Source organism: Pseudomonas sp. 7SR1 (assembly GCF_900156465.1).
In the GTDB taxonomy this organism is placed as follows: Bacteria; Pseudomonadota; Gammaproteobacteria; order Pseudomonadales; family Pseudomonadaceae; genus Aquipseudomonas.
In genome coordinates this window covers 193908-215587 of the sequence record NZ_LT707064.1, presented here as the reverse complement: position 1 = coordinate 215587, position 21680 = coordinate 193908, and the positions used below count along the sequence as shown (strand labels likewise).

The following is a 21680-nucleotide window of genomic DNA, read 5'->3' as shown; positions in this document are numbered from 1 at the left end:
GCGATGGATTACCCAAAAAGTGTGCCCAGCGCCGGGTTGGTGAATGGCAAGTTCGTGGATGAAAATCCCCTGACGGGGACGCCAGGCTCCCTGATTCCGGCAGCTTGGGGAAATGGCGTGACCCAGGAAATCTTGAATGTCATCAACGCGGGTGAATTGACGCCGGATGAGACCCGAAACGATCAGTTGCTCCAGGCGATCCAGTCCGTGGCGGCCAAGGGCTGGAATCAGGATCTGGCGCTGCCGCTTGCCGCCTTGCCTTTGCCAACGATTGCCACCGCCGATGCTCGTTTGACGATCACTCCAATTGCGGTGTCGACCGGCGGCGGGCGTGTTTCGATTCCTGCGGGGGTGTACCTCAGCATTGGGCAGGATGTGGTGAATGGGCGATTGGGACGAACACGTACTTACGTCACGCAAGCGTGGAGCAGCAATGAGTTGCTGCCCAGCGCCAGTTATTTCCTGAGAGCGCAGGTTGTTGGTGACACGCTGACTTTTTATGTGCAGCGCGGAACGCTCTATGACCTGGCGCCGGAATCCTTGAAGGGCATGGCCAACGGAGCGTCCGGTGGTGGCTTCCCATCCACGGCCTTGGACATCTGCCTGGCTTGGATAATGACCGGGGCGCCGGGCTCGTTGCCTACGGTACGCACGATCTATAACCGTGCCCAGTTGACCTGGACTCAAACGGTAAATGGTACCGGCGTGGTTTATCTGCCGCTGGATCCGCATGCGCGTGGGGCGCGGCTCGTTACAGGCAATCCCACGCCGCCGGCAAACGCCTTGACTACGCTGGTTTTTGCCCCGGCCGGTTGGCATGGGGGTAACTACAGCTTTCTGTCGCCAGCCCTGACCACCATCGGTAACAACCCGGGGGGGTGGGTTCCGGCAAACCCTTATCCGTGCGTACTTTTTTCCAGCAACGCGCTGAATGACGTCACCGTTACCACGGTCACAGCCAGTTTTGACCATTCTCAACTGCGTTCGCTGTGGCAGTCCTATCAGGCCGAGCACACGCTGGGCGCGAACAATGCCGACAGCGACGAACTGCTCCTGAGCATGGGTATCAAGGGGCACCAGGCGCTGACCGATTACAGCGTGGGCATCGCCGTCAATTTTACCAACGCCGTCAACGTCCATTTGTCCTGGGAGCTGATCCGATGAAGATCATTCAGGAACTGCATCAATACGAAGAGGGACTCCGTCCGCCTTCACCCTCCCCAGCCCATACCTGGGAGGAGGGTGAATGGGTGATTGCCGACGAGCATGCTGCCCAGCTGCTGCATCTGGACGGCGAACGCCTGTGCGACAGGCTGGACGGTGCTGCGGACCGTGCACGTCGGGCCTTGGCAGGCGATCCATTACGTGCCCTGGAATACCAGCAGGCAGCCCTTGAAGCTCAGGCATTCAAGGATCAGGGCTACCCGAAAAAAGCCGTGCCGTCGTCCGTTTCCGCGTGGGTCATCAAGGGGCGCACAGCCAGGCAGGCGGCAGACCAGATCCTCGCCAAGGCCGCCGAGTTCGATTCGAACCTGTTGGTGCTTCGCCAGATACGACTCAAGGCCAAGGCGCACATCCGCGCGCACATGGCGAAGGGAAAATCGGACCTGGCGAAAGCGGCTTTCGATGAGGCATTCGCCAACATCGAGGCATTGCGCTCCGGCGCCTGATCCTTTTATTTATCTGTAGAGAAATAACATATGGATTATCCAAAAAGCGTTCCCAGCGTCGGGCTGGTGAACGGTCGGTTCGTGGACGAAGATCCGCTGGCGGGTAAACCCGGTTCATTGATTCCGGCGGTCTGGGGCAATGGGGTTACCCAAGAAATCCTCAATGTGATCTCGGCCGCCGGCATGACGCCGTCAGAAGCGGACACCGGGCAATTGATCAAGGCGTTGCAAGCCATTCTTGGACGCAGCAGTCCGATGCGCTCGGTGGTGACGCGGTTGACGGCATCAAAGACGCTTGTTGCCGAAGAGTTGGGGTTGGTGTTGATCGATGCCGGTGCCAGTGCGGCAACCCTCAATTTGCCATCGGCAAATGCAGGGTTGGGGGTTCAGGATCTCATCGTTCGGCGTGTCGATAACAGCGGCAACCGCCTTATGGTTCAGGCCGCAGGTACCGACAGAATCAAATTTCATACGCATCTTTCTGCCAATGGTTATCCATTTCTGGTGCTGATGGGAGCAGGGGATTGGTGGCATCTACGCAGTGATGGTGCTGGTAGTTGGTGGCCGGTGGGTCGATTCGACAATACCGCGTTGGGCCGCCCATTCTTTGAAACGACTATCGTATTGAGTCCGGGAGGCTATGGTGCGTTGAACGGCGCTGTCATGAAGCGTTCCGAATGGCCATGGCTTTGGGATCATGCCCAGCAGTCCGGCATGCTTGGTACCGAAGCCAACCGGGAGGGTAATGAAGGTAAGTGGAGCTCCGGCGATGGTGCGCAGACGTTCCGTGGACCTGAGGGGCGCGGGGAGTTCTTGAGGGTGTTGGACGAAGGGAGGTCGGTGGATGTAAGTCGGGTGATGGGAAGCGCTCAATCGGCAACTGTCCACTCTCATGCATTGGGCGCGCAAGGAGCTGGGGCCATCGGTTCAAGGTGGTCCGACAGTTTAACCAGCTACGGCTCCATTACCCGAGAGGAAATCAAGATTGTTGGAGATTTGGTTAATGGTGGTCCTACTTTTCCCGTCGGAACTACTTACCAAATGGATACGGCCAATACGCTGCTTTATACCTATAAGTCGCGTCCGCGCAATATAGCCTTCCCCGCTCGCATGAAAATAATTTGAGGTTGTTTATGTTTTATTACCTTTTTGATAAGGCTGGGGAATTGAAAGGCCCCGTTACTCTTCCCGTAACTCCAGGTGTCGGCGTTCAACTTCCAAGTAACGCCGTCGAGCTTTCTTTTAAACTTCCCCTGCCAGAGAAAGATCGAACATGGGCACTGGTGGATAATGTTCCGCGGGAGGTTGTGGATCGTCGCGGGGTGGTTTATCACAAGGCGAGCGGTAGGCAGCAAGTCTGGAGTGAACTGGGGGAGTTGCCGGAGGCTTTCACGACTGACCCATGTCCCGGAGAGCACTATGTCTGGGCTGATGATAAATGGCAGATCGACAGGGAATCTCAATTGAGCTGCATTAAGGCTGAAGCTCTGAGTAAACGCGATGTGCTTCTTCGAGATGCAATGTTGCGAATTGCACCTCTGCAATATGCAGAGGACATTGGAGATGCTTCCGATGAGGAGCAACTCGCCTTGATGGAGTGGAGACTCTACAGTGTTGAGCTGAACCGCATCCATAAGCAAGCTGCTTTTCCGGATGAAATAAACTGGCCTGTAGTGCCAGCATCTACTGTTTAGATGCATTCCTGATGATTTACTATTATTTGATGTTTCCAATGACTGTTTAAAGTTCAGTGTTGAAGATTTCGGTTGTCTGTTTCTGGTCGTTTAAATACCAAGGGAGTAAAAGGTGGATTATCCAAAAAGTGTTCCCAGTGCGGGTTTGGTGAATGGCAGATTTGTAGACGAGAACGCCTTGGCTGGGACGCCAGGATCATTGATCCCCGCCAGTTGGGGGAATGGCGTCACACAGGAAATAATCAACGTCATTCAGGCCGCCGGTATTACCCCCTCGGAAGAAACCTACAATCAGTTACTGGCGGCATTGCGCGGCACTGGATTGTTTCTTACCGCTCCTCAGTTCGATAACGATAAGACCGTTGCTACGACAGAGTTCGTAGCCCGCAGCGGATTGCAGTACGCCGGCTTTGACGTGTATTCCACACATGCGGCTTTGACATCCAAGGATATTGGTGGAGTCGCCAGCTTTGCCAGTGAAACCCCGGTTACCGCCAAACTGCCCGCCACGACAGGCGTCCTGCATGGCGCCACTGTCAGGATTATCAACGCAGGCAATGGCGTAGTGACTATATCGACGACCTTGGCGACCGATAAGTTGTCGGGATCGAACGGAGCAGAGGGTACCGTTAGTATCGGGTTAGGGGAGACCGCGGAGTTTATCAAGCTCAATGCCCAATGGCGTCTGATTGGTGGAACGGCCACCTCGAAGTATTCGGCCATGTTCTCTTCGTCGTTACAGCCCAATGGATGGAAACGTATTCCCGATACCACCAGTCCGACGGGCTATGTCATCGAACAGTGGGGAGTTTCATCGAGCGGCACGGATGCCAATGGCGTGCTGGTGACGTTTCCCATGTCGTTTCCGAATGCGGTCAGGAATATCAACGTGACCGATGGTGGACCGACCTGTGCGTCGTTCGGCGTCTCATTTGGTTCCCTGAGTCAGTTCAGGCTTTATGGTCGGGATCACAATGGTGTCTACGCGAACTGGACTGGGCTCTGGCGTGCAATTGGTTATTGAAAGGATGCCGTTATGCTGATTTTTTATGCTCCAACCACGGGTGGGTTCTACAACTCCATCGATCATGCAAATGAAATTCCCAAAGATGCTGTTGAGATTTCGGAGCACGCATACAGTGCATTGTTCGCAGCCCCTTTTTTAAATAGGTGTATCACGTCGGACGCCATGGGGTATCCGGTGCTTTCGGAGCTTGAGGTCGACAGGATCGAGACGCAGATACTCAACGAAACACATTGGCGTGACGCTCAGCTCACCGCCACCGATCGCCTCGTAGCCCGGGATCGCGACGAGATGGACGACGGCGGCGGTACGACGCTGGATCAGGCGCAGTACACGCAACTCCAGGCCTATCGGCGAGCCCTTAGAGATTGGCCCCAGGACGAGCTGTTTCCCGCGGCTGAGCACCGCCCCGTCGCGCCGCCCTGGTTGAAAGCGCAACTTCAGTGATGTTTTTTTCGATGGTCGGATTATGGACGTTACCCAGCAGCAACTCATCAAGATCATGCCCGACGCCCGCTCTCAAGCGGGCGTTTTCGTTCCTGCGCTCAACCATGCGATGAGCCGTCACCGGATCGTTACGCCCAAACGCGTTGCTGCGTTTCTGGCGCAGATCGGCCACGAGTCGGGGCAGTTGCGATATGTGCGGGAGCTTGGCAGTGAAATGTATCTAAGCAAGTACGACACCGGCGCGTTGGCCGTTCGCCTGGGAAATACTCCCCAGGCCGACGGCGACGGCCAGAAATATCGGGGGCGTGGGCTGATCCAGATTACGGGCCGCGACAATTATCTGCGGTGCAGTCTCGGTTTGTTTGGCGATGAACGTCTGCTGGCCTTGCCGGAACTGCTGGAACAACCACAGTGGGCATCCGAATCGGCTGCCTGGTTCTGGGAGCAGAACGGCTTGAACGAACTGGCCGACCGTGACCAGTTCAACAGTATCACTCGGCGTATCAACGGCGGCTTGAACGGCCTGGAAGATCGTCTGCAACTTTGGGCGCGGGCGAGGGCGGTGTTATGCCAGTCTTCGACCTGATGCCTTTTTCCTTCCGTACTCTCGGGATTGTTCTCTTGCTGGCGCTGCTGGCCGCTGGTCCAGCTACGCTGGCGTGGCGACTCCAGGATTGGCGCTATGGTCGTCAACTGGCGCAAATGGCCCAGTCCCAAGCCGAGACCCTGAGTCAGTTGAGCCAGGTGGCGACAGCGCAACAAAAGGCCGAGCAAGAGAAGCGACTGGCCCTGGAACAGCAACTTTCTGCCAGCGAACACACCCACTACCGAGCCTTGAGCGATGCCCAACGTGACCAGGATCGCCTGCGCGATCGCCTTGCTACTGCCGATGTCCGGCTGTCAGTCCTCCTCGATGCCCACGATGCCTCCCCCGGTTGTGCGGTGCCTGCCGCCACCGGCTCCGGCGGCATGGATCATGGCCCCCTACGCGCCCGACTTGACCCGACGCATGCTCAACGAATTATCGCCATCACCGATGAAGGCGACCGTGGATTGATCGCCTTGCGGGCTTGCCAGGCGTATGTCAGGGCGTTGGGTCAGTAATCCGTCGAGTCGTTGTCGACCAGAAAGAATCTTGCTTGGTTTACCGGTTCACGCCCAGAACTGTCATGTAGAAGTTCTTTACTGCCGACCAGACGTGCCTATACCAATTGTTTCTCCAGAACGAATCATCGTTAGGAGCAATGTCTTCTATGTCGCTTGAAACGAGATGAGCGGGTTGCTGGCCGAACATCATGGGGAAAACGCAATGTTGTTTGATCTGGGCCCTTACGACTCTGTCGATGGGCTCTGAACGGTATTCAAGCTTTACAAACTCCGAACAGCCTCGTTTGCTGAGTATATAAGCGTGCAGTGCGGTTACCCGGCCGCGAGCGATGGAAAAATTCCAGGTGAGCCATATTTTCCCCATCGTGTAACCGAGATGGAGAATGGAAAAATTTTTCCGTCGAAATAAAGCGATTGATGTTGCGGACTGTCTGTTTTGAGAAGAAATACTGCAGTGCATCGTCTTCCAGGATCAGGACGTTTGAATAGTTGCGCTGCAATGCAATCTCTGCGCACTTCAAATGCGAATTGAAGCAGCCTCTTGCCGGATTCTCTCTATCAGGATCGACCAGTACGAACTCTATGTCCAAACCTGAGCGTTTCATGGTTTCAAGCAGTAGCAGCCTGCGATCCTTCCGATCCTTGAGGCTGATGCAGAGTACGCCATCAACCGAAAGGCGGCTGAGATCCTTGGTTTTCATTCCATCGTTCCGACTGTCATGGGCAACTGAATATAGCGAGGTTTTTCGATGTCCATAGCGTGGTCTGGACGTGTCCTGAAAAACAGAGCGCTCTCCCGGGCCCGAGCCTTGCAAGCTTCCAACGCTCGTGTACGGTAGGCGTCATTGCGTCGAATCAGGAGAGCGTCATGGAGGAGATTACCGAGCTGGCCGCCGAACTGGGCCGGCGCCTGCAGTTGCTCAATGTTCATGTGACCACCGCCGAGTCCTGTACCGGTGGCGGGATTGCCGAGGCGATCACGCGAATTCCAGGCAGTTCGGCTTGGTTCGAAGCCGGTTTCGTCACTTATTCCAATCGCCAGAAGACCCGGCAACTGAATGTGCCGGACGAACTGTTCGGCACGGTGGGAGCGGTCAGTCGCGAGGTGGTCGAGGCCATGGTCCGGGGCGCCCAGCGACAGGGCCAGGCGCGGTTCGCCGTGGCGGTCAGCGGTATCGCCGGGCCGGACGGCGGTTCCCCGGGCAAGCCGGTGGGCACCGTGTGGCTGGCCTGGGGCGTTGGCGAAACGGTCTTCAGCGAGCAGCGGTTCTTTGCGGGCAACCGCGACGAGGTCCGCCGACAAACGGTGAAGGCCGCGCTAGAGGGGCTGCTGCAACATGCCGCCGCAGAAATCTCAAATCGGGGGTAGGCGATCCTCGATCCCTGTGGAATAATACTGGCTACTTATACAGGTGTTGGCCGTCAGGCCTTATTGATTACGTGAGGACTTTAATGGACGACAACAAGAAGAAAGCCTTGGCTGCGGCCTTGGGTCAGATCGAACGTCAATTCGGCAAGGGTGCCGTAATGCGTATGGGCGATCAGGACCGTCAGGCTATTCCTTCCATCTCCACCGGCTCTCTGGGCCTGGACATCGCGCTTGGCATCGGCGGCTTGCCAAAAGGTCGTATCGTTGAAATCTACGGTCCTGAGTCCTCCGGTAAAACCACGCTGACCCTGTCCGTGATTGCCCAGGCCCAGAAGGCCGGCGCGACCTGCGCCTTCGTCGATGCCGAGCACGCCCTGGACCCGGAATATGCCGGCAAATTGGGCGTCAATGTCGACGACCTGCTGGTCTCCCAACCTGACACTGGTGAGCAGGCACTGGAAATCACCGACATGCTGGTGCGTTCCAACGCGGTTGACGTGATCATCGTCGACTCCGTGGCGGCACTGGTACCTAAAGCCGAAATCGAAGGTGAAATGGGCGACATGCACGTGGGCCTCCAGGCTCGCCTGATGTCCCAGGCCCTTCGCAAGATCACCGGTAACATCAAGAATGCCAACTGCCTGGTGATCTTCATCAACCAGATCCGCATGAAGATCGGCGTGATGTTCGGCAGCCCGGAAACCACCACTGGTGGTAACGCCCTGAAGTTCTACGCCTCGGTCCGCCTGGACATCCGTCGTACCGGCGCAGTGAAGGAAGGCGACGAGGTTGTCGGCAGCGAAACCCGCGTCAAGGTTGTGAAGAACAAGGTGGCTTCGCCATTCCGTCAGGCCGAGTTCCAGATTCTTTACGGCAAGGGCATCTACCTCAATGGCGAGATGATCGACCTGGGCGTGTTGCACGGCTTCGTTGAAAAGTCCGGTGCCTGGTACGCCTACAACGGCACCAAGATCGGTCAGGGCAAGGCCAACTCGGCCAAGTTCCTGGCGGACAACCCGGAAGTGGCTGCGGCCCTCGAGAAGCAATTGCGCGACAAGCTGTTGAGCCCGGTTGCGGACGTCAAGGCGTTGGCTAACCGTGAGACCGCTGACGATCTGGTTGACGCTGATATCTGATCAAATCGATGACCGCCGTACTCGATACCCTCGTCGCGGTGCGGCGAACTGCGATGGACCTGCTCGCCAGACGCGAGCACGGTCGAGTCGAACTGACGCGAAAACTGCGTCAGCGTGGTGCCTGCGATGAGTTGATCGAAACGACCTTGGATCGCTTGACGCAAGAGGGCCTGTTGTCAGAGGCCCGTTATCTGGAAAGCTTCGTTTCCTATCGGGCCCGCTCCGGTTATGGACCGTTGAGGATTCGGGAGGAACTGGGTCAACGCGGCCTGCAGCGTTCGGATATCGAACAAGCCCTACGTGAAAGCGGTATCGATTGGCAGGATCAGTTGATGGAAACCTGGCGTCGCAAGTTCTCTGGGCATCTACCCGTCGATGCACGGGAACGGGCCAAACAAGGTCGGTTCCTGGCGTACAGAGGCTACTCCATGGAAATGATCAACCGCTTGTTCAGCGGTCGAGGATTGGATGATTGAAAAACGGCCCGCTATTTCGATAGCGGGCCGTTTTTTTATGGGTTCAGGTGACCTTGATCGTCTCCCAGGCAAGCGGATGGGCCTTGGGGTAGGGTTGGGCCAAGTTTTCCGGCAAGTTGATGAAGTCCACCAGCGCCCTCAACCGACCATGGTCGCGAGCGTTGAAGTTGAATGCCAATCGCGTCAGGTGGCTGAACCGTGCTTCATCAGGCTCGTCGCCGTTGTAGGCCAGCTGATGAAAGCGATCGTTCAGGCACAGGTCGGCAAACTCCACTTGCATCTGTTCCAGGGCCTGCTCGTTGAGCTTGTGGTTCATGCGGATCACGAACTGATGCTTGAGCCAGCGGCTGGAATGGAAGTTACGATAGAACTGGTTGATTTCCTCCACGGCATCTTCGGCGGTGTATACCAGGCGCATCAGCTTCAGGTCGGTGGGCAGGATGTAGCGGTTTTCCTCCAATTGTTCGCGGATGAAATCCAGGGCGCTTTGCCAGAACTTTCCTCCGGGAACGTCCAGTAATACTACCGGTACCAGTGGGCTTTTACCGGTCTGCACCAGCGTCAGCACTTCCAGTGCTTCATCAAGGGTGCCGAAACCACCCGGGCAGAGCACCAGCGCGTCGGCCTCCTTGACGAAGAACAGTTTGCGAGTGAAGAAGAAGTGGAAGGGCAACAGGTTCGGCGTGCCTTCGACGGTCGGGTTTGCATGTTGTTCGAAAGGCAGGGTGATATTGAACCCGAGGCTGTGCTCGCGGCCGGCGCCTTCATGAGCGGCGGCCATGATGCCTCCGCCTGCGCCAGTGATGACCATCATGTCCGAGCGGGCCAGCGCCGCTCCCAGCTCCCTCGCCAGGCCATACAGGGGATGTTCGATAGGCGTTCGTGCGGAGCCGAAGACAGTGACCTTGCGGCGCCCCTTGAACTGTTCCAGCGTGCGGAATGCCTGTTCCAGTTCCCGCAGGGCCTGCAACGTGATCTTGGCGTTCCAGCGGTTGTGGTCTTCCTGGGCCATGCGCAGCACGGTCAGGATCATGTCTCGGTAGATGGGGAGGTTGGGGCTGTTGGGTGACACCAGGTTGAGTTGCTCTTCGACCTTGCGGATAAGGTCGTGGCCATGGTTCTCAAAATGACGATTGAGCAGGTCATTTGGTTTGTAAGGCATCAAGCTTCTCCTTCTTGACGGAACCCCGACCCGGGCGAAAGGTTCGCCGGGGCCGCGACACTCCGTGTGTCGCCGTCAATCCAGGCGCTCGCCTGGGCGTTCGATTTGGCCTGAACCTGTTTACATATCATCGATCAGGCCATCCACCGGGTTCCGTATGTCCCTTGGATTTAAGAACAATCACACGGCAAGGTAGGGTGGCAGCCTCGTTCTGCCCAAAACATATTCATGAAGTGAGTCGATCTTGCGTTGCCATGATCATGGCGCTCAAAAGTGACCGTTGGCAACCGCTGGATGAAAGCTTTGGAGTAGCGCACCGCTCGTCCGATTGCCAGTTGCACGCATGCCGCTCTGATTTACTGATAACAGGCGTGTCAATGCAGTTCGATGCCCATGGCTGGGCACGCGATGGATTGAAGCGAATCGGGCAAGGAGGCGGGAGAAATGAGCAGGGTAACCCTGGAACTCGACAGGCAGTTGTATCTGACGCTGTTGGAAGCGGCCCAGGCCAATCGAATCAGCCTCGAGGAAGAGTGTTGTCGTCGCTTGGAGGGCAGGACCTGGCGCTCGCGATACCTGCAGGCGCTGGTGGCGGAACTGCGCGCCGACGATGAACAGCGACGCGCACGCTCGGGCTGATTACTTCTTGGTCTTGGCCGGTTTTGGGCAATCCGACTCCTGGAAGCGTTCGGTCGCGACCGGGCGGTTGGTTTTGACCTCGGTAAACTCGTAGCGCATGGTGGCGCCCTTGGCCATCAGCTTGCGAAAGCCCGGATTGGTGCACACCTTGGAGCCCAGCTGGAAATACACGGCCTTGGGGTCGGCGCGCATCTTTTCGGCATGGCTGCTCTGCACGCTGAGGTGGTTGATCAACTCGGTGCCTTCCACCGTGTAGCCCTGATCGAGAATGTCTTCATTGATCGCCCGGGGGGTGCCAACGCTGCTCTCCCTGGCCACGTTCTGCAACATCTTGTTCAGTTCGAGTTCTTTCAGCGAGGCAGCCTGGGCGCTGAAGGACGTCGCCAACAGAACGGCAACGGTAGGGACGGTAAGGCGCAGCATGAAACTCTCCTGGTTCAGTGACTGGTGGTTCGACCGGTCACGTGACTGTGCGTTCATTGGCGGCGAATTATAGGGGAGGCGAGGTGGACGGTACAGGCTCGTGCGCTCTGGTAGACTGCCGGCCTTCATTGCGCTGTCGAGTGTCGTTCGTGTCGAGTTCTCCCGCCTGTCGGCTTCATGCCCCTAACGCCGTAGCCCGCCTGCGCGATCAGCGCATCGATGAGGGGATCAAGCCGCTTCAGGCCCGTGGCTGGCGCGCACCCCGTTGCAGTGCCTGCCGGGTGATCCAGAGCCATTGCCTGTGTGCCTGGCGACCGAAGGTCGAAGCCCGTTCCGGGGTTTGCCTGATCATGACCAACAAGGAAGTGTTCAAGCCCAGCAACACCGGGTGGCTGATTGCCGACGTGGTACGCGACAATCATGCCTTCATCTGGTCGCGCACCGAGGTCGACGGGCAATTGCTGGCGTTGCTGAATGACCCTCAATGGCAACCCTACCTGGTGTTTCCGGGTGAATACGTCGAGCCGTCGCGGGTCACCCACACCGTCGACCTGGATCGTTCCAGGCGACCGTTGTTCATTCTGTTGGACGCGACCTGGACGGAGGCGCGCAAGATTTTCCGCAAGAGTCCCTATTTCGACCGGTTGCCGATCCTGAGCCTGCTGCCTGACAAACTGTCGCGCTACCGCTTGCGCCGTTCCACCCGCAGCGAGCACCTGTGCACCGCCGAAGTGGCGGCGCTGTGCCTGGAGCTGGCCGGGGATCATGATGCGGCCTCTGCCCTGGACGCTTATTTCGATGTGTTCAGCCAGCATTACCTGGGCGCCAAGGGGCAACGGGAAGTGGATGTATCGACCCCGGCTCACGCTGAGCTGTTGCCCTTTATTGATACGGCTCAAGGGGCAGTGGCCGGATAGTGGCCCATACTGGAGACAGTGGTGGCCGTGCTGCTTGACCACCCCGGCTTCGCTGGGCATGCTTGGCGCCGACCGGGGCATGGCCAAGGTTTGAAACGCCATACCGTGCTGGCGTGAACAGTTCCCTCTGGATGCCGCCGCCATGGTGGGTGTCCCGAGTGGCTCTGGCGAGGTGCGATCATATCGGCCTGCCATAAGAACAGGATCATTTGAACAATGGCCACATACGAAATCCTGATTGCCGATGACCATCCGCTCTTTCGTAGCGCGTTGCATCAGGCAGTGACCCTGGGCCTGGGCCCGGATGTCCGGCTGACGGAGGTGGCCAGTATTGCGGAACTGGAGAGCCGGTTGACCGAAAAGGCTGACTGGGACCTGGTGCTGCTGGACCTGAACATGCCGGGAGCGTATGGATTTTCCGGATTGGTACTGTTGCGCGGTCAGTATCCGCAGATTCCCGTGGTGATGGTTTCGGCCCAGGAGGAAGCGTCGGTGATGGTCAAGGCCCGGGAGTTCGGTGCCAGCGGGTTCATCCCCAAGTCCAGTTCGCTTGAAATGATCCAGAAGGCGGTGAAGGCGGTCCTGGATGGTGATGCTGCCTGGCCGCCCCAGGCATTCGAGGCAGTGAGCGTGTCGGAAGAGGCCAAGGCCGCCAGCGAAGGCCTGGCCAGTCTCACGCCGCAACAGTTCCGGGTACTGACCATGGTCTGCGAAGGTTTGCTGAACAAGCAGATCGCTTATGAATTGAACGTCTCGGAGGCCACCATCAAGGCCCATGTGACGGCGATCTTCCGAAAGCTGAACGTGCGCACCCGGACCCAGGCGGCCTTGTTGTTGCAACAGCTTGAGTCAATTTCACCGCAGCCCTAGTGTGTCTGTTCACGCTTTTTTGACCGGGTTTGAATTAGCTTCTCCACTCCTTTCGATCAGTTGCCCATCCTATGTCACCTTTTAAAGGCCAAACCGGCCTGAAACGCATCCTCAACGCCTCCGGCTATTCCCTGGATGGCCTGCGCGCGGCCTTTGTCGGCGAAGCGGCGTTCCGTCAACTGGTCCTGCTCAACGTCATCCTGATCCCGCTGTCGTTCTTCCTGAACGTCAGCCGTGTCGAGCAGGCGCTGTTGATTGCGGTCTGCCTGCTGGCGCTGATCGTCGAACTGCTCAATTCGGCGGTGGAGGCGGCCATCGACCGCATTTCCCTGGAACTGCACCCGCTGTCGAAGAATGCCAAGGACATGGGCAGTGCCGCCCAGCTCGTCGCCCTGACGATGATTACGCTGGTATGGGGCGTGATCCTGCTGCAGTAGCGCTTCAGGCAATGGCCGGCAGGACGATTTCGTCGCTGCGTTGCGCGCCGGCGGTGAACGCCCGGCACAGCTCGAGAAACTCGCGCATCGCCGATGTCTGGTATTTCTGTTTGTGCCAGATGAAGTAGAACTGCCGCGCCAGGTCCATGTCCGGGGTTTCCACGGGGACCAGGCTGCCCCGACGGAACGCATCGCGCAGGGCCAGGCGTGAAATGCAGCCGATCCCCAGGCCGGACTCCACGGCGCGCTTGATGGCTTCGGTGTGTTCCAGTTCCAGGCGGATGTTCAGCGCGCTGCGATGATGGCGCATGGCTTGGTCGAAGGTCAGGCGAGTGCCGGAGCCCTGTTCCCGCAGAATCCACGCTTCATGGGTCAGTTCCTCCATGGTCGCCTGGCCGCGCCTGGCCAGTGGATGCTGGGGCGCGCAAAACACCACCAGCTCGTCCTCGACCCAACTCTGCACTTCGATATCCGGATGGCTGCAATCGCCTTCGATTAGACCCAGATCAATTTCATAGTGGGCGACCTGATGCACGATATTGGCAGTGTTCTGTACATGCAGCTTCACCTGGCTTTCCGGATGGCGCTGCATGAAACCGCCGATCAGCAGGGTGGCCAGGTAATTGCCGATGGTCAGGGTGGCGCCAACCGCCAGTGAGCCGAAGCCGGACTTGCCGTTGAGCAGGTCTTCGATCTCCTTGGCCTGGTCCAGCAACGCCACCGCCTGGGGTAGCAACTGTTTGCCCAGGGCGTTGAGGCTCAGGCGCTTACCGGCGCGGTCGAACAACTGGCAGCTGGACTGGCGCTCCAATTCGGTGATGGAGGTGCTGGCAGCCGATTGCGACAGATTGAGCTGGCCCGCAGCACGGGACACGCTCTCCTGCTGGGCGACGGCGACGAAGACCTGAAGTTGACGTAGAGTAAATCGCATATCGATATAACCGATAACCCTTATCTTAATAATCCATTTAACAGATATTGTCGCCGCTATTAGAATGCGATGCAATTGCGCTCCTTCCCGGCGCAGGCATCATTTCCAGGAGTCCCCCGTACATGAGCAACATGAACCACGAGCGTGTCCTCAGTGTTCATCACTGGAACGACACTCTGTTCAGCTTCAAGTGCACCCGCGATCCGGGCCTGCGCTTCGAGAACGGTCAGTTCGTGATGATCGGCCTGCAGCAGCCCAACGGCCGCCCGCTTATGCGCGCTTACTCGATTGCCAGCCCGAACTGGGAAGAGCATCTCGAGTTCTTCAGCATCAAGGTGCCTGATGGTCCGCTGACTTCCCAATTGCAGCACCTGAAGGAAGGCGACGAGATCATCATCAGCAAGAAACCCACCGGCACCCTGGTGCTGGACGACCTCAAGCCGGGCAAGCACCTGTACCTGCTCAGCACCGGCACCGGCCTGGCGCCGTTCATGAGCGTCATCCAGGATCCGGAAACCTATGAGCGTTTCGAAAAAGTGATCCTGTGCCACGGCGTACGTTACGTCAACGAAGTCGCCTATCGCGAGTTCATCACCGAGCACTTGCCGCAGAACGAGTTTTTCGGCGAAGCGCTGCGTGAAAAACTGATCTACTACCCGACCGTGACCCGCGAGCCGTTCGAGAACGAAGGCCGCCTGACCGACCTGATGCGCAGCGGCAAGCTGTTCCGCGACATCGGCCTGCCACCGATCAACCCCCAGGACGACCGCGCCATGCTGTGCGGTAGCCCGAGCATGCTGGAAGAAACCAGCGAAGTGCTCAACAGCTTCGGCCTGACCGTTTCGCCGCGTATGCGCGAGCCGGGGGATTACCTGATCGAACGGGCCTTCGTAGAGAAGTAAGCCCGCGAAGAAGACGACTCGGTCCAACCGATCGCCATTGAAATAGCCCGCGTCGCCTGGATAAGGCGGCGCGGGCTTTTTCGTTCCAGGATCATTGTTTCGCCGGAATCACTTCCAGCACGCGGATCAACCCCAGCCGCGGATAATGCCAGCGAACGTCCACATCCCAGAATTGCGCGCCATATTCCCGTTCCGCTGTCGGCACCTGGTACGCCGGGCGGGGGTCCTGGGCCAGGCACTGTTCGATCAGTTCCACCAGCGGCTCCTGCAGGCGCATGGCGTGGTCGCGGGCTTGGTGCAGGGCAGGGGGCGCCCATTGCACGGGGACCGGCTCGGGCGCTGCGCTGGCGATGCTGTTCGAAGCCGTGCCAATGATGTCGGCGTAGGGCACGTAGGGCTTGATGTCCAGTACCGGTGTACCGTCCAGCAAGTCGATGCCCGAGATCCACAGACGAGCGGCTTCGACCCGTTCCAGCTTGACCACGGATTGGCCGATGCCGTTGGGGCGATGGGTTGCCCGGGTGGCGAATACCCCCATGGATTTGTTGCCGCCCAGGCGAGGCGGACGCACTTTCAGCCGAGGTTTTTTTTCCAGGGCCTGGTGGAACAGGAACAGCAACCAGACATGGCTGACCTGCTCCAGGCCCTGCACGGCGTCGCCCTGGTCGAACGGCGCCACCAGCTCCAGCACGCCGCGAGCGGCAGGCGCCAGGTGAGGTTGCCGTGGGATGGCGAACTTTTCCTTGAAACAGGAGTGGACGAAGCCGACGGGGGAGACGTTGTAAGTCATGGGATGAAATCGACGCCAGATGGAGAGGGCATGATAACGCGGGAGCTGCAATCGGCACTGTCCTCTGTGGTGAGGGGATTTATCCCCACTGGACGTGCAGCGTCCCCTCGCCACCGCGGCCCTGGGAAGTCAGCCGCGAACGCGCAGCGTCAGCCCCTTGAGGAAGTTGCGCAGCAACTGGTCGCCGCACGGGCGGTAGTTGGTGTGGCCGAACTTGCGGAACAGCGCGCTCAGTTCCGGTTTGGACACCGGGAAGTCCGCAGACTTGAGGATGGCGTGCATGTCGTCTTCCTTCAGTTCGAAGGCCACTCGCAGCTTCTTGAGGATGATGTTGTTGGTCACCGGCACTTCGATGGGCAGCGGTGGGCGGCTCTCGTCCTTGCCCCGTTTGAAGATCACCAGGCCGTCGAGGAAATGCGCCATGACTTCGTCGGGGCAGAACACGAAGCCTTCTTCTTCATCCTTCTTGAGATAGCCCGCCAGGTCCGCCAGGGACACGTCCAGGCCGCCCAGCTTGATGATCTCGATGACTTTCTTGTCGCTGATATCGAGCATGTAGCGCACGCTGCGCAGTACGTCGTTGTGAATCATGTGTGCAATCCTGATCAATCGGCGGTGGGTGCCCAGCGAGGTGCGGCACCGGAAGAAGTGACTTTAGAATTTCTCTTTGGCGGACAGGTAGCGCCACTGGCCCAGCGGCACCTTGCCGATGGACACGCCGCCGATGCGGATCCGGCGGATGGCGACGGCCTTTAGGCCGACCGCCTGGCAGAGCAACGCGATGATGCCCGGCTGCGGGTTCTTCAGCGCGAAGCGCAGGCGGTTCTCGTTCTGCCAGCTGGCCTTGACCGCGGGTAACTCCTTGCCCTTGTAGGTCAGGCCATGGTTCAGGCGGTTGAGGCCGTGGGCAAGCATCTCTCCCACGACGTCCACGACGTATTCCTGCTCGATCTTCGCGGCGTCGGCGGTGAGCTTGCGCAGGATCTTCCAGTCCTGGGTGAACACCAGGAGGCCGCTGGCATTGGCCTGCAGGTCGGCGCTGGCGGTCAGTCTCATGAAATGGCCCTTGAGCGGACGTTTGCCGAAGCGGTGCTCTTCGCTCAGGGTCTGCGGGGCCAGGCTCGCCATGGCGGTGTCCACGTCCATGCCCGCCGGAACGTTCAGCAGCAGGGTCACCGGCTCCGGCGCGGTGGCCTTGGCTTGTGGGTCGAGTTCGACCTTCTGGGTGGTGACCTTGAACTGCGGTTCGTCGACGACCTCGCCATCCACGGTGACCCAGCCGCCCTCGATGAACAGCTCAGCCTCCCGGCGGGAGCAGCCGACAAGTTCGATGAGGCGTTTGGAGAGGCGTATCGGGTCAGTCATGACAAGGCCGTAGCAAAAAGAGGGTGGGCATTGTACCTGCGTGGCGCCGGTTAATCGCGGTTCCATTTGCCTCGTGTGGCTTTTAGCCGCGCACGGCCTTCAGGCCGGGCTGCCTGTAGCGCATATGCAGCAACGGGTATGGCTGGCCCATGCCGTCCCGCGCCGAGCGGCCGACCACTTCGAATCCCTGCTTGAGATAAAAGCCCAGGGCCTGCGGGTTCTGTTCGTTGACATCCAGCTGATCGGCGTTCATGTGTTCCATGGCGTAGTGCAAGAGTTGCTTGCCCAGGCCCTGGCCCCGGTGCTGTGGGTCGATGAACAGCATTTCGATCTTGCCCGCCGCGACGCCGGCGAAACCGGTAATGCGCTGGCGCGCGTCCCGGGTGCAGATGAGCATTACCGCATCCAGGTAGCGGGTGAGCACCAGGTTCTTCAGCAGCTCGATGTAGCTGTCCGGAAGAAAATCATGGGTTGCCCGCACCGAAGCTTCCCAGACCTGGGTCAGTTCCTGGTAATCGCTGGATTTCGGGGTATGGATGACCGAGTGCTGGCGCATGCCCGCCTGTTCCTTGTGCTGAATGTCCCGGGTTTCTCCATACGATAGCCGTAAAAAAGCCCCGCATCTTGTCGCAAGGCAGGGCTTTTTGGTTTTTTCGAGGCTGGCGAATCAATGGCTGCAGGCACGGACCTGTGACCCTGGCCACAAAAGTCACCTGGGCCTGGGTCCACGCCAGGATCAGGCGATCTGCTCAGCCCACAGATCGTACTCATCGGCATCGGTCACCTTGCACCAGACCTTGTCGCCCGGCTTGAGATGGCTGCCGTTGTCGATGAAGACGTTGCCATCGATTTCCGGGGCATCGAAGAAGCAGCGGCCCACGGCGCCTTGCTCGTCCACTTCATCCACCAGGACCTCGATTTCACGGCCGATGCGCATTTGCAGGCGCGCCGAGCTGATTGCCTGCTGATGCGCCATGAAGCGCTCCCAGCGGTCCTGCTTGACGTCGTCCGGCACGACGTCCAGGGCCAGGTCGTTGGCCGGAGCACCTTCCACCGGGGAATACTGGAAGCAGCCGACGCGATCGAGCTGGGCTTCGGTCAGCCAGTCCAGCAGGTACTGGAAGTCTTCTTCGGTTTCGCCGGGGAAGCCGACGATGAAGGTGGAGCGGATGATCAGGTCCGGGCAGATTTCGCGCCAGTTCTTGATGCGAGCTAGGGTCTTGTCTTCGAACGCCGGGCGTTTCATGGCCTTGAGGACCTTCGGGCTGGCGTGTTGGAACGGGATGTCCAGGTACGGCAGGATCTTGCCGGCGGCCATCAGTGGGATCAGTTCGTCCACGTGCGGGTAAGGGTAGACGTAGTGCAGGCGGACCCAGACGCCGAGGGTGCCGAGGGCTTCGCACAGTTCGGTCATGCGGGTCTTCACTGGCGCGCCGTTCCAGAAGCCGGTGCGGTATTTCACGTCGACGCCGTAGGCACTGGTGTCCTGGGAGATCACCAGCAGTTCCTTGACGCCGGCCTTGACCAGGCGCTGGGCCTCATCGAGCACATCGCCCACCGGGCGACTCACCAGCTTGCCGCGCATCGACGGGATGATGCAGAAGCTGCAGCTGTGGTTGCAGCCTTCGGAAATCTTCAGGTAGGCATAGTGGCGTGGGGTCAACTTGATGCCTTGTGGCGGCACCAGGTCGATGAGCGGGTTGTGGTCCTGCTTGGGGGGCACCACCTCATGCACCGCGTTGACCACCTGCTCGTACTGCTGCGGGCCGGTCACCGCCAGTACGCTGGGGTGCACGTCGCGGATGTTGCCTTCTTCGACGCCCATGCAGCCGGTGACGATGACCTTGCCGTTTTCCTTGATGGCTTCGCCGATCACTTCCAGGGACTCGGCCTTGGCCGAATCGATGAAACCGCAGGTGTTGACCACTACCACGTCCGCGTCCTGATACGTGGAAACGACGTCATAGCCTTCCATGCGCAGCTGGGTCAGGATGCGCTCGGAGTCGACCAGAGCCTTCGGGCAACCCAGGGAAACGAAGCCGACCTTGGGATTGGCTGGCGTGGTAGTGGTGGACATGTCTAACCTCGGTGTAGGGGGATCGTCTCTTGGGAGACAGGGCGCCTGGCGCGCCTCTGATCAAAAAGTGCGCAATTCTAGCGATGGACGCGTCACTTGACCAGCTTTATGCGGGGAAAAACGACGAGTGCTGCGCTATGCTTCGCGCCTTTGCGCTTTGCTGCTTTTTACAGTCAACTGAATACCTGTAACTAGATGTTGAGCGACGCATGGGCGTGACAAAACATGTTGCGTATAAGAAGGCGGTCTTGGGAATCAGGAGTATTGGATGGGGCAGGCAAGTAGTCAGGCGGTGGAGGCCGGGCATTTGGCCGCAAACCCGCTTAGCATGCTGGTCGCGGCGGTCGGAGTGGTTTATGGCGACATCGGCACGAGCCCGTTGTACACCCTCAAGGAAGTGTTTTCCGGTGCCTATGGCGTACCCGTCAACCATGACGGGGTGCTGGGGATCCTGTCGCTGATCTTCTGGTCGCTGATCTGGGTCGTGTCGATCAAGTACATGATGTTCGTCCTGCGTGCCGACAACCAGGGCGAGGGCGGCATCATGGCGCTCACCGCCCTGGCACGGCGGGCGGCGGGAAGCCGGGCCCGGCTGCGCACGTTGCTGGTGGTTTGCGGTCTGATCGGCGCCGCGCTGTTCTACGGCGACAGCATGATCACCCCGGCGATTTCCGTGCTCTCGGCCATCGAAGGCCTCGGGCTGGCGTTCGAGGGCATCGACCATTGGGTCGTGCCGCTGTCGCTGGTGGTGTTGGTCGCGCTGTTTCTGATCCAGCGCCATGGCACCGCGCGGATCGGCATCCTGTTCGGCCCGATCATGGTCATCTGGTTCGTGGTGCTCGGTGCGCTGGGCGTCTACGGCATCAGCCAGCAACCGGAAGTGCTGCTGGCGGTGAACCCGGCCTGGGCAGTGCGTTTCTTCGTGGTCCATCCAGGCATGGGCGTGGCGATCCTCGGTGCCGTGGTACTGGCGTTGACCGGTGCCGAAGCGCTTTACGCCGATATGGGCCATTTCGGCCGCAAGCCGATTGCCCGCGCCTGGTTTCTCCTGGTGTTGCCGGGCTTGATGCTCAACTATTTCGGCCAGGGCGCGTTGTTGCTGGGTGATCCCGAGGCGGCGCGCAACCCGTTCTATCTGCTGGCGCCGAGCTGGGCGTTGCTGCCGCTGGTGGGCCTGGCCACCCTGGCCACGGTGATCGCTTCGCAAGCGGTGATTTCCGGCGCGTTCTCCCTGACCCGTCAGGCCATCCAGCTGGGCTATATCCCGCGCATGTATATCCAGCACACTTCCAGCGCCGAACAGGGCCAGATCTACATCGGCGCGGTGAACTGGTCGTTGATGGTGGGTGTGGTGCTGCTGGTGCTGGGATTCGAATCGTCCGGCGCGCTGGCCTCGGCCTACGGCGTGGCGGTGACCGGCACCATGCTGATGACCACCATCCTGGTCTCGGCCGTGATCCTGTTGCTATGGAAATGGCCGCCTGTGCTGGCGATACCGGTACTGCTCGGTTTCCTGCTGGTGGATGGCCTGTATTTCGCGGCCAACGTGCCGAAGATCATCCAGGGCGGGGCTTTCCCCGTCATCGCCGGCATCGCCTTGTTCGTGCTGATGACCACCTGGAAGCGCGGCAAGCAGTTGCTGGTGGAGCGCCTGGACGAAGGTGCGCTGCCGTTGCCGATCTTCATCAGCAGCATCCGTGTGCAGCCACCGCATCGCGTGCAGGGTACCGCCGTGTTCCTGACGGCGCGCTCCGACGCCGTGCCCCATGCGCTGTTGCACAATCTGCTGCACAACCAGGTGCTGCACGAGCAAGTGGTATTGCTGACGGTGGTCTACGAAGACATCCCGCGAGTACCGCCGCAGCGGCGCTTCGAGGTCGATTCCTACGGCGAGGGTTTCTTCCGGGTGATCCTGCATTTCGGTTTCACCGATGAGCCGGACGTGCCGCAGGCGCTCAAGCTCTGCCACCTCGACGAGCTGGATTTCAGTCCGATGCGTACGACGTATTTCCTCAGCCGGGAAACGGTCATCGCTTCCAAGCTCGAAGGCATGGCTCGCTGGCGCGAGTTGCTGTTCGCCTTCATGCTGAAGAACGCCAACGGCAACCTGCGGTTCTTCAACCTGCCGTTGAACCGGGTGATCGAGTTGGGAACGCAGGTGGAGATGTAGGCGCGTATTCCAGTCGCCTGTCTGGACAAAGGCCCCTGTCGCGTGTAGCGGCAGGGGCCTTTTTTGTGGGCAAG

The 21680-nt window shown here is 59.3% G+C and carries 26 protein-coding genes; 17 read left to right on the top strand and 9 right to left on the bottom strand.

What is annotated here, in order from left to right; genetic code table 11:
* Positions 1–3 precede the first annotated feature (3 nt).
* The 8 genes from BW992_RS01035 (at position 4) to BW992_RS01000 (ending at position 5939) form a co-directional block, all read left to right on the top strand.
* Positions 4–1164: a phage tail protein gene (locus BW992_RS01035; protein WP_076405329.1), complete on the top strand. Its 1161-nt coding sequence runs from the start codon at positions 4–6 to the stop codon at positions 1162–1164.
* The gene (locus BW992_RS01030) at positions 1161–1670 is read left to right on the top strand and encodes a phage tail protein (RefSeq protein WP_072387833.1); all 510 of its coding nucleotides are present in this window, start codon (positions 1161–1163) and stop codon (positions 1668–1670) included. The genes BW992_RS01035 and BW992_RS01030 overlap by 4 nt, the downstream gene beginning before the upstream one ends.
* Positions 1671–1700: 30 nt before the next feature.
* Complete coding sequence (locus tag BW992_RS01025; RefSeq protein ID WP_072387831.1) at positions 1701–2795, top strand: phage tail protein; 1095 nt, start codon at positions 1701–1703, stop codon at positions 2793–2795.
* Between the two features lie 8 nt (positions 2796–2803).
* Entirely contained in the window at positions 2804–3364 is a 561-nt protein-coding gene (locus tag BW992_RS01020) for a tail fiber assembly protein (protein WP_072388729.1), read from the top strand.
* A gap of 112 nt (positions 3365–3476) precedes the next feature.
* Positions 3477–4388, top strand: coding sequence for a gp53-like domain-containing protein (locus BW992_RS01015; protein WP_072387829.1), 912 nt, complete (start codon positions 3477–3479; stop codon positions 4386–4388).
* 12 nt (positions 4389–4400) lie between these two features.
* Positions 4401–4835, top strand: a complete 435-nt coding sequence (locus BW992_RS01010) for a phage tail assembly chaperone (protein ID WP_072387827.1) — start codon at positions 4401–4403, stop codon at positions 4833–4835.
* A gap of 22 nt (positions 4836–4857) precedes the next feature.
* Positions 4858–5421: a glycoside hydrolase family 19 protein gene (locus BW992_RS01005; protein WP_076405327.1), complete on the top strand. Its 564-nt coding sequence runs from the start codon at positions 4858–4860 to the stop codon at positions 5419–5421.
* The gene (locus BW992_RS01000) at positions 5403–5939 is read left to right on the top strand and encodes a lysis system i-spanin subunit Rz (protein WP_172834631.1); all 537 of its coding nucleotides are present in this window, start codon (positions 5403–5405) and stop codon (positions 5937–5939) included. Before BW992_RS01005 ends, BW992_RS01000 begins: the two co-directional genes overlap by 19 nt.
* Positions 5940–6196: 257 nt before the next feature.
* On the opposite strand, the gene BW992_RS00995 is transcribed toward BW992_RS01000, so the two are convergent.
* A complete protein-coding gene (locus BW992_RS00995) occupies positions 6197–6643 on the bottom strand; it encodes a glycosyltransferase family 25 protein (protein ID WP_083714521.1) in 447 nt (148 codons plus the stop codon).
* Between the two features lie 167 nt (positions 6644–6810).
* Here BW992_RS00995 and BW992_RS00990 point away from each other — a divergent pair, with 167 nt between their 5' ends.
* The 3 genes from BW992_RS00990 to recX all read left to right on the top strand — a co-directional run bounded on the left by BW992_RS00990 (position 6811) and on the right by recX (position 8923).
* On the top strand, positions 6811–7311 hold the full coding sequence (locus tag BW992_RS00990) for a CinA family protein (protein WP_072387823.1): 501 nt from the start codon (positions 6811–6813) through the stop codon (positions 7309–7311).
* An 83-nt stretch (positions 7312–7394) separates the two neighbouring features.
* Positions 7395–8447 carry a recombinase RecA gene (gene recA / locus BW992_RS00985; RefSeq protein WP_072387821.1) on the top strand — a complete coding sequence of 351 codons (1053 nt, stop codon included), beginning with the start codon at positions 7395–7397 and terminating at the stop codon, positions 8445–8447.
* Positions 8448–8455: 8 nt separating this feature from the next.
* Complete coding sequence (gene recX, locus BW992_RS00980) at positions 8456–8923, top strand: recombination regulator RecX (protein ID WP_072387819.1); 468 nt, start codon at positions 8456–8458, stop codon at positions 8921–8923.
* A gap of 43 nt (positions 8924–8966) precedes the next feature.
* On the opposite strand, the gene BW992_RS00975 is transcribed toward recX, so the two are convergent.
* Positions 8967–10085 (bottom strand): TIGR00730 family Rossman fold protein, encoded by a 1119-nt coding sequence (locus BW992_RS00975; RefSeq protein WP_076405325.1) that lies wholly within the window; start codon positions 10083–10085, stop codon positions 8967–8969.
* Between the two features lie 444 nt (positions 10086–10529).
* Here BW992_RS00975 and BW992_RS00970 point away from each other — a divergent pair, with 444 nt between their 5' ends.
* Positions 10530–10724, top strand: coding sequence for a hypothetical protein (locus BW992_RS00970; protein ID WP_072387815.1), 195 nt, complete (start codon positions 10530–10532; stop codon positions 10722–10724).
* Here BW992_RS00970 and BW992_RS00965 read toward each other — a convergent pair whose 3' ends face one another.
* Complete coding sequence (locus BW992_RS00965; RefSeq protein WP_072387813.1) at positions 10725–11147, bottom strand: quorum-sensing-regulated virulence factor family protein; 423 nt, start codon at positions 11145–11147, stop codon at positions 10725–10727.
* 149 nt (positions 11148–11296) lie between these two features.
* Between BW992_RS00965 and BW992_RS00960 the strand changes: the two genes are divergently transcribed.
* From BW992_RS00960 to BW992_RS00950, 3 genes are all read left to right on the top strand, one after another.
* Entirely contained in the window at positions 11297–12064 is a 768-nt protein-coding gene (locus BW992_RS00960; RefSeq protein WP_076407309.1) for a tRNA-uridine aminocarboxypropyltransferase, read from the top strand.
* Positions 12065–12280: 216 nt separating this feature from the next.
* Positions 12281–12934 (top strand): response regulator transcription factor ErdR, encoded by a 654-nt coding sequence (gene erdR, locus BW992_RS00955; RefSeq protein ID WP_072387810.1) that lies wholly within the window; start codon positions 12281–12283, stop codon positions 12932–12934.
* Positions 12935–13005: 71 nt separating this feature from the next.
* The gene (locus tag BW992_RS00950; RefSeq protein WP_072387808.1) at positions 13006–13371 is read left to right on the top strand and encodes a diacylglycerol kinase; all 366 of its coding nucleotides are present in this window, start codon (positions 13006–13008) and stop codon (positions 13369–13371) included.
* 4 nt (positions 13372–13375) lie between these two features.
* Here the strand turns inward: BW992_RS00950 and BW992_RS00945 are convergent, their stop codons facing one another.
* On the bottom strand, positions 13376–14302 hold the full coding sequence (locus BW992_RS00945) for a LysR family transcriptional regulator (protein ID WP_165887761.1): 927 nt from the start codon (positions 14300–14302) through the stop codon (positions 13376–13378).
* A 122-nt stretch (positions 14303–14424) separates the two neighbouring features.
* Between BW992_RS00945 and fpr the strand changes: the two genes are divergently transcribed.
* The gene (fpr, locus tag BW992_RS00940) at positions 14425–15204 is read left to right on the top strand and encodes a ferredoxin-NADP reductase (RefSeq protein WP_016966062.1); all 780 of its coding nucleotides are present in this window, start codon (positions 14425–14427) and stop codon (positions 15202–15204) included.
* Positions 15205–15295: 91 nt separating this feature from the next.
* On the opposite strand, the gene tsaA is transcribed toward fpr, so the two are convergent.
* From tsaA to rimO, 5 genes are all read right to left on the bottom strand, one after another.
* On the bottom strand, positions 15296–15994 hold the full coding sequence (tsaA, locus tag BW992_RS00935; protein ID WP_072432286.1) for a tRNA (N6-threonylcarbamoyladenosine(37)-N6)-methyltransferase TrmO: 699 nt from the start codon (positions 15992–15994) through the stop codon (positions 15296–15298).
* A gap of 129 nt (positions 15995–16123) precedes the next feature.
* Positions 16124–16585 carry a DUF1456 family protein gene (locus tag BW992_RS00930; protein ID WP_072387804.1) on the bottom strand — a complete coding sequence of 154 codons (462 nt, stop codon included), beginning with the start codon at positions 16583–16585 and terminating at the stop codon, positions 16124–16126.
* A gap of 63 nt (positions 16586–16648) precedes the next feature.
* A complete protein-coding gene (locus BW992_RS00925) occupies positions 16649–17359 on the bottom strand; it encodes an rRNA pseudouridine synthase (RefSeq protein WP_076405323.1) in 711 nt (236 codons plus the stop codon).
* 82 nt (positions 17360–17441) lie between these two features.
* Positions 17442–17915 (bottom strand): GNAT family N-acetyltransferase, encoded by a 474-nt coding sequence (locus BW992_RS00920; protein ID WP_072432288.1) that lies wholly within the window; start codon positions 17913–17915, stop codon positions 17442–17444.
* 180 nt (positions 17916–18095) lie between these two features.
* Positions 18096–19436 (bottom strand): 30S ribosomal protein S12 methylthiotransferase RimO, encoded by a 1341-nt coding sequence (gene rimO, locus BW992_RS00915; protein ID WP_072387798.1) that lies wholly within the window; start codon positions 19434–19436, stop codon positions 18096–18098.
* A gap of 328 nt (positions 19437–19764) precedes the next feature.
* On the opposite strand from rimO, the gene BW992_RS00910 reads away from it, so the two are divergent.
* Complete coding sequence (locus BW992_RS00910) at positions 19765–21606, top strand: potassium transporter Kup (protein WP_372239191.1); 1842 nt, start codon at positions 19765–19767, stop codon at positions 21604–21606.
* Positions 21607–21680: the final 74 nt, after the last annotated feature.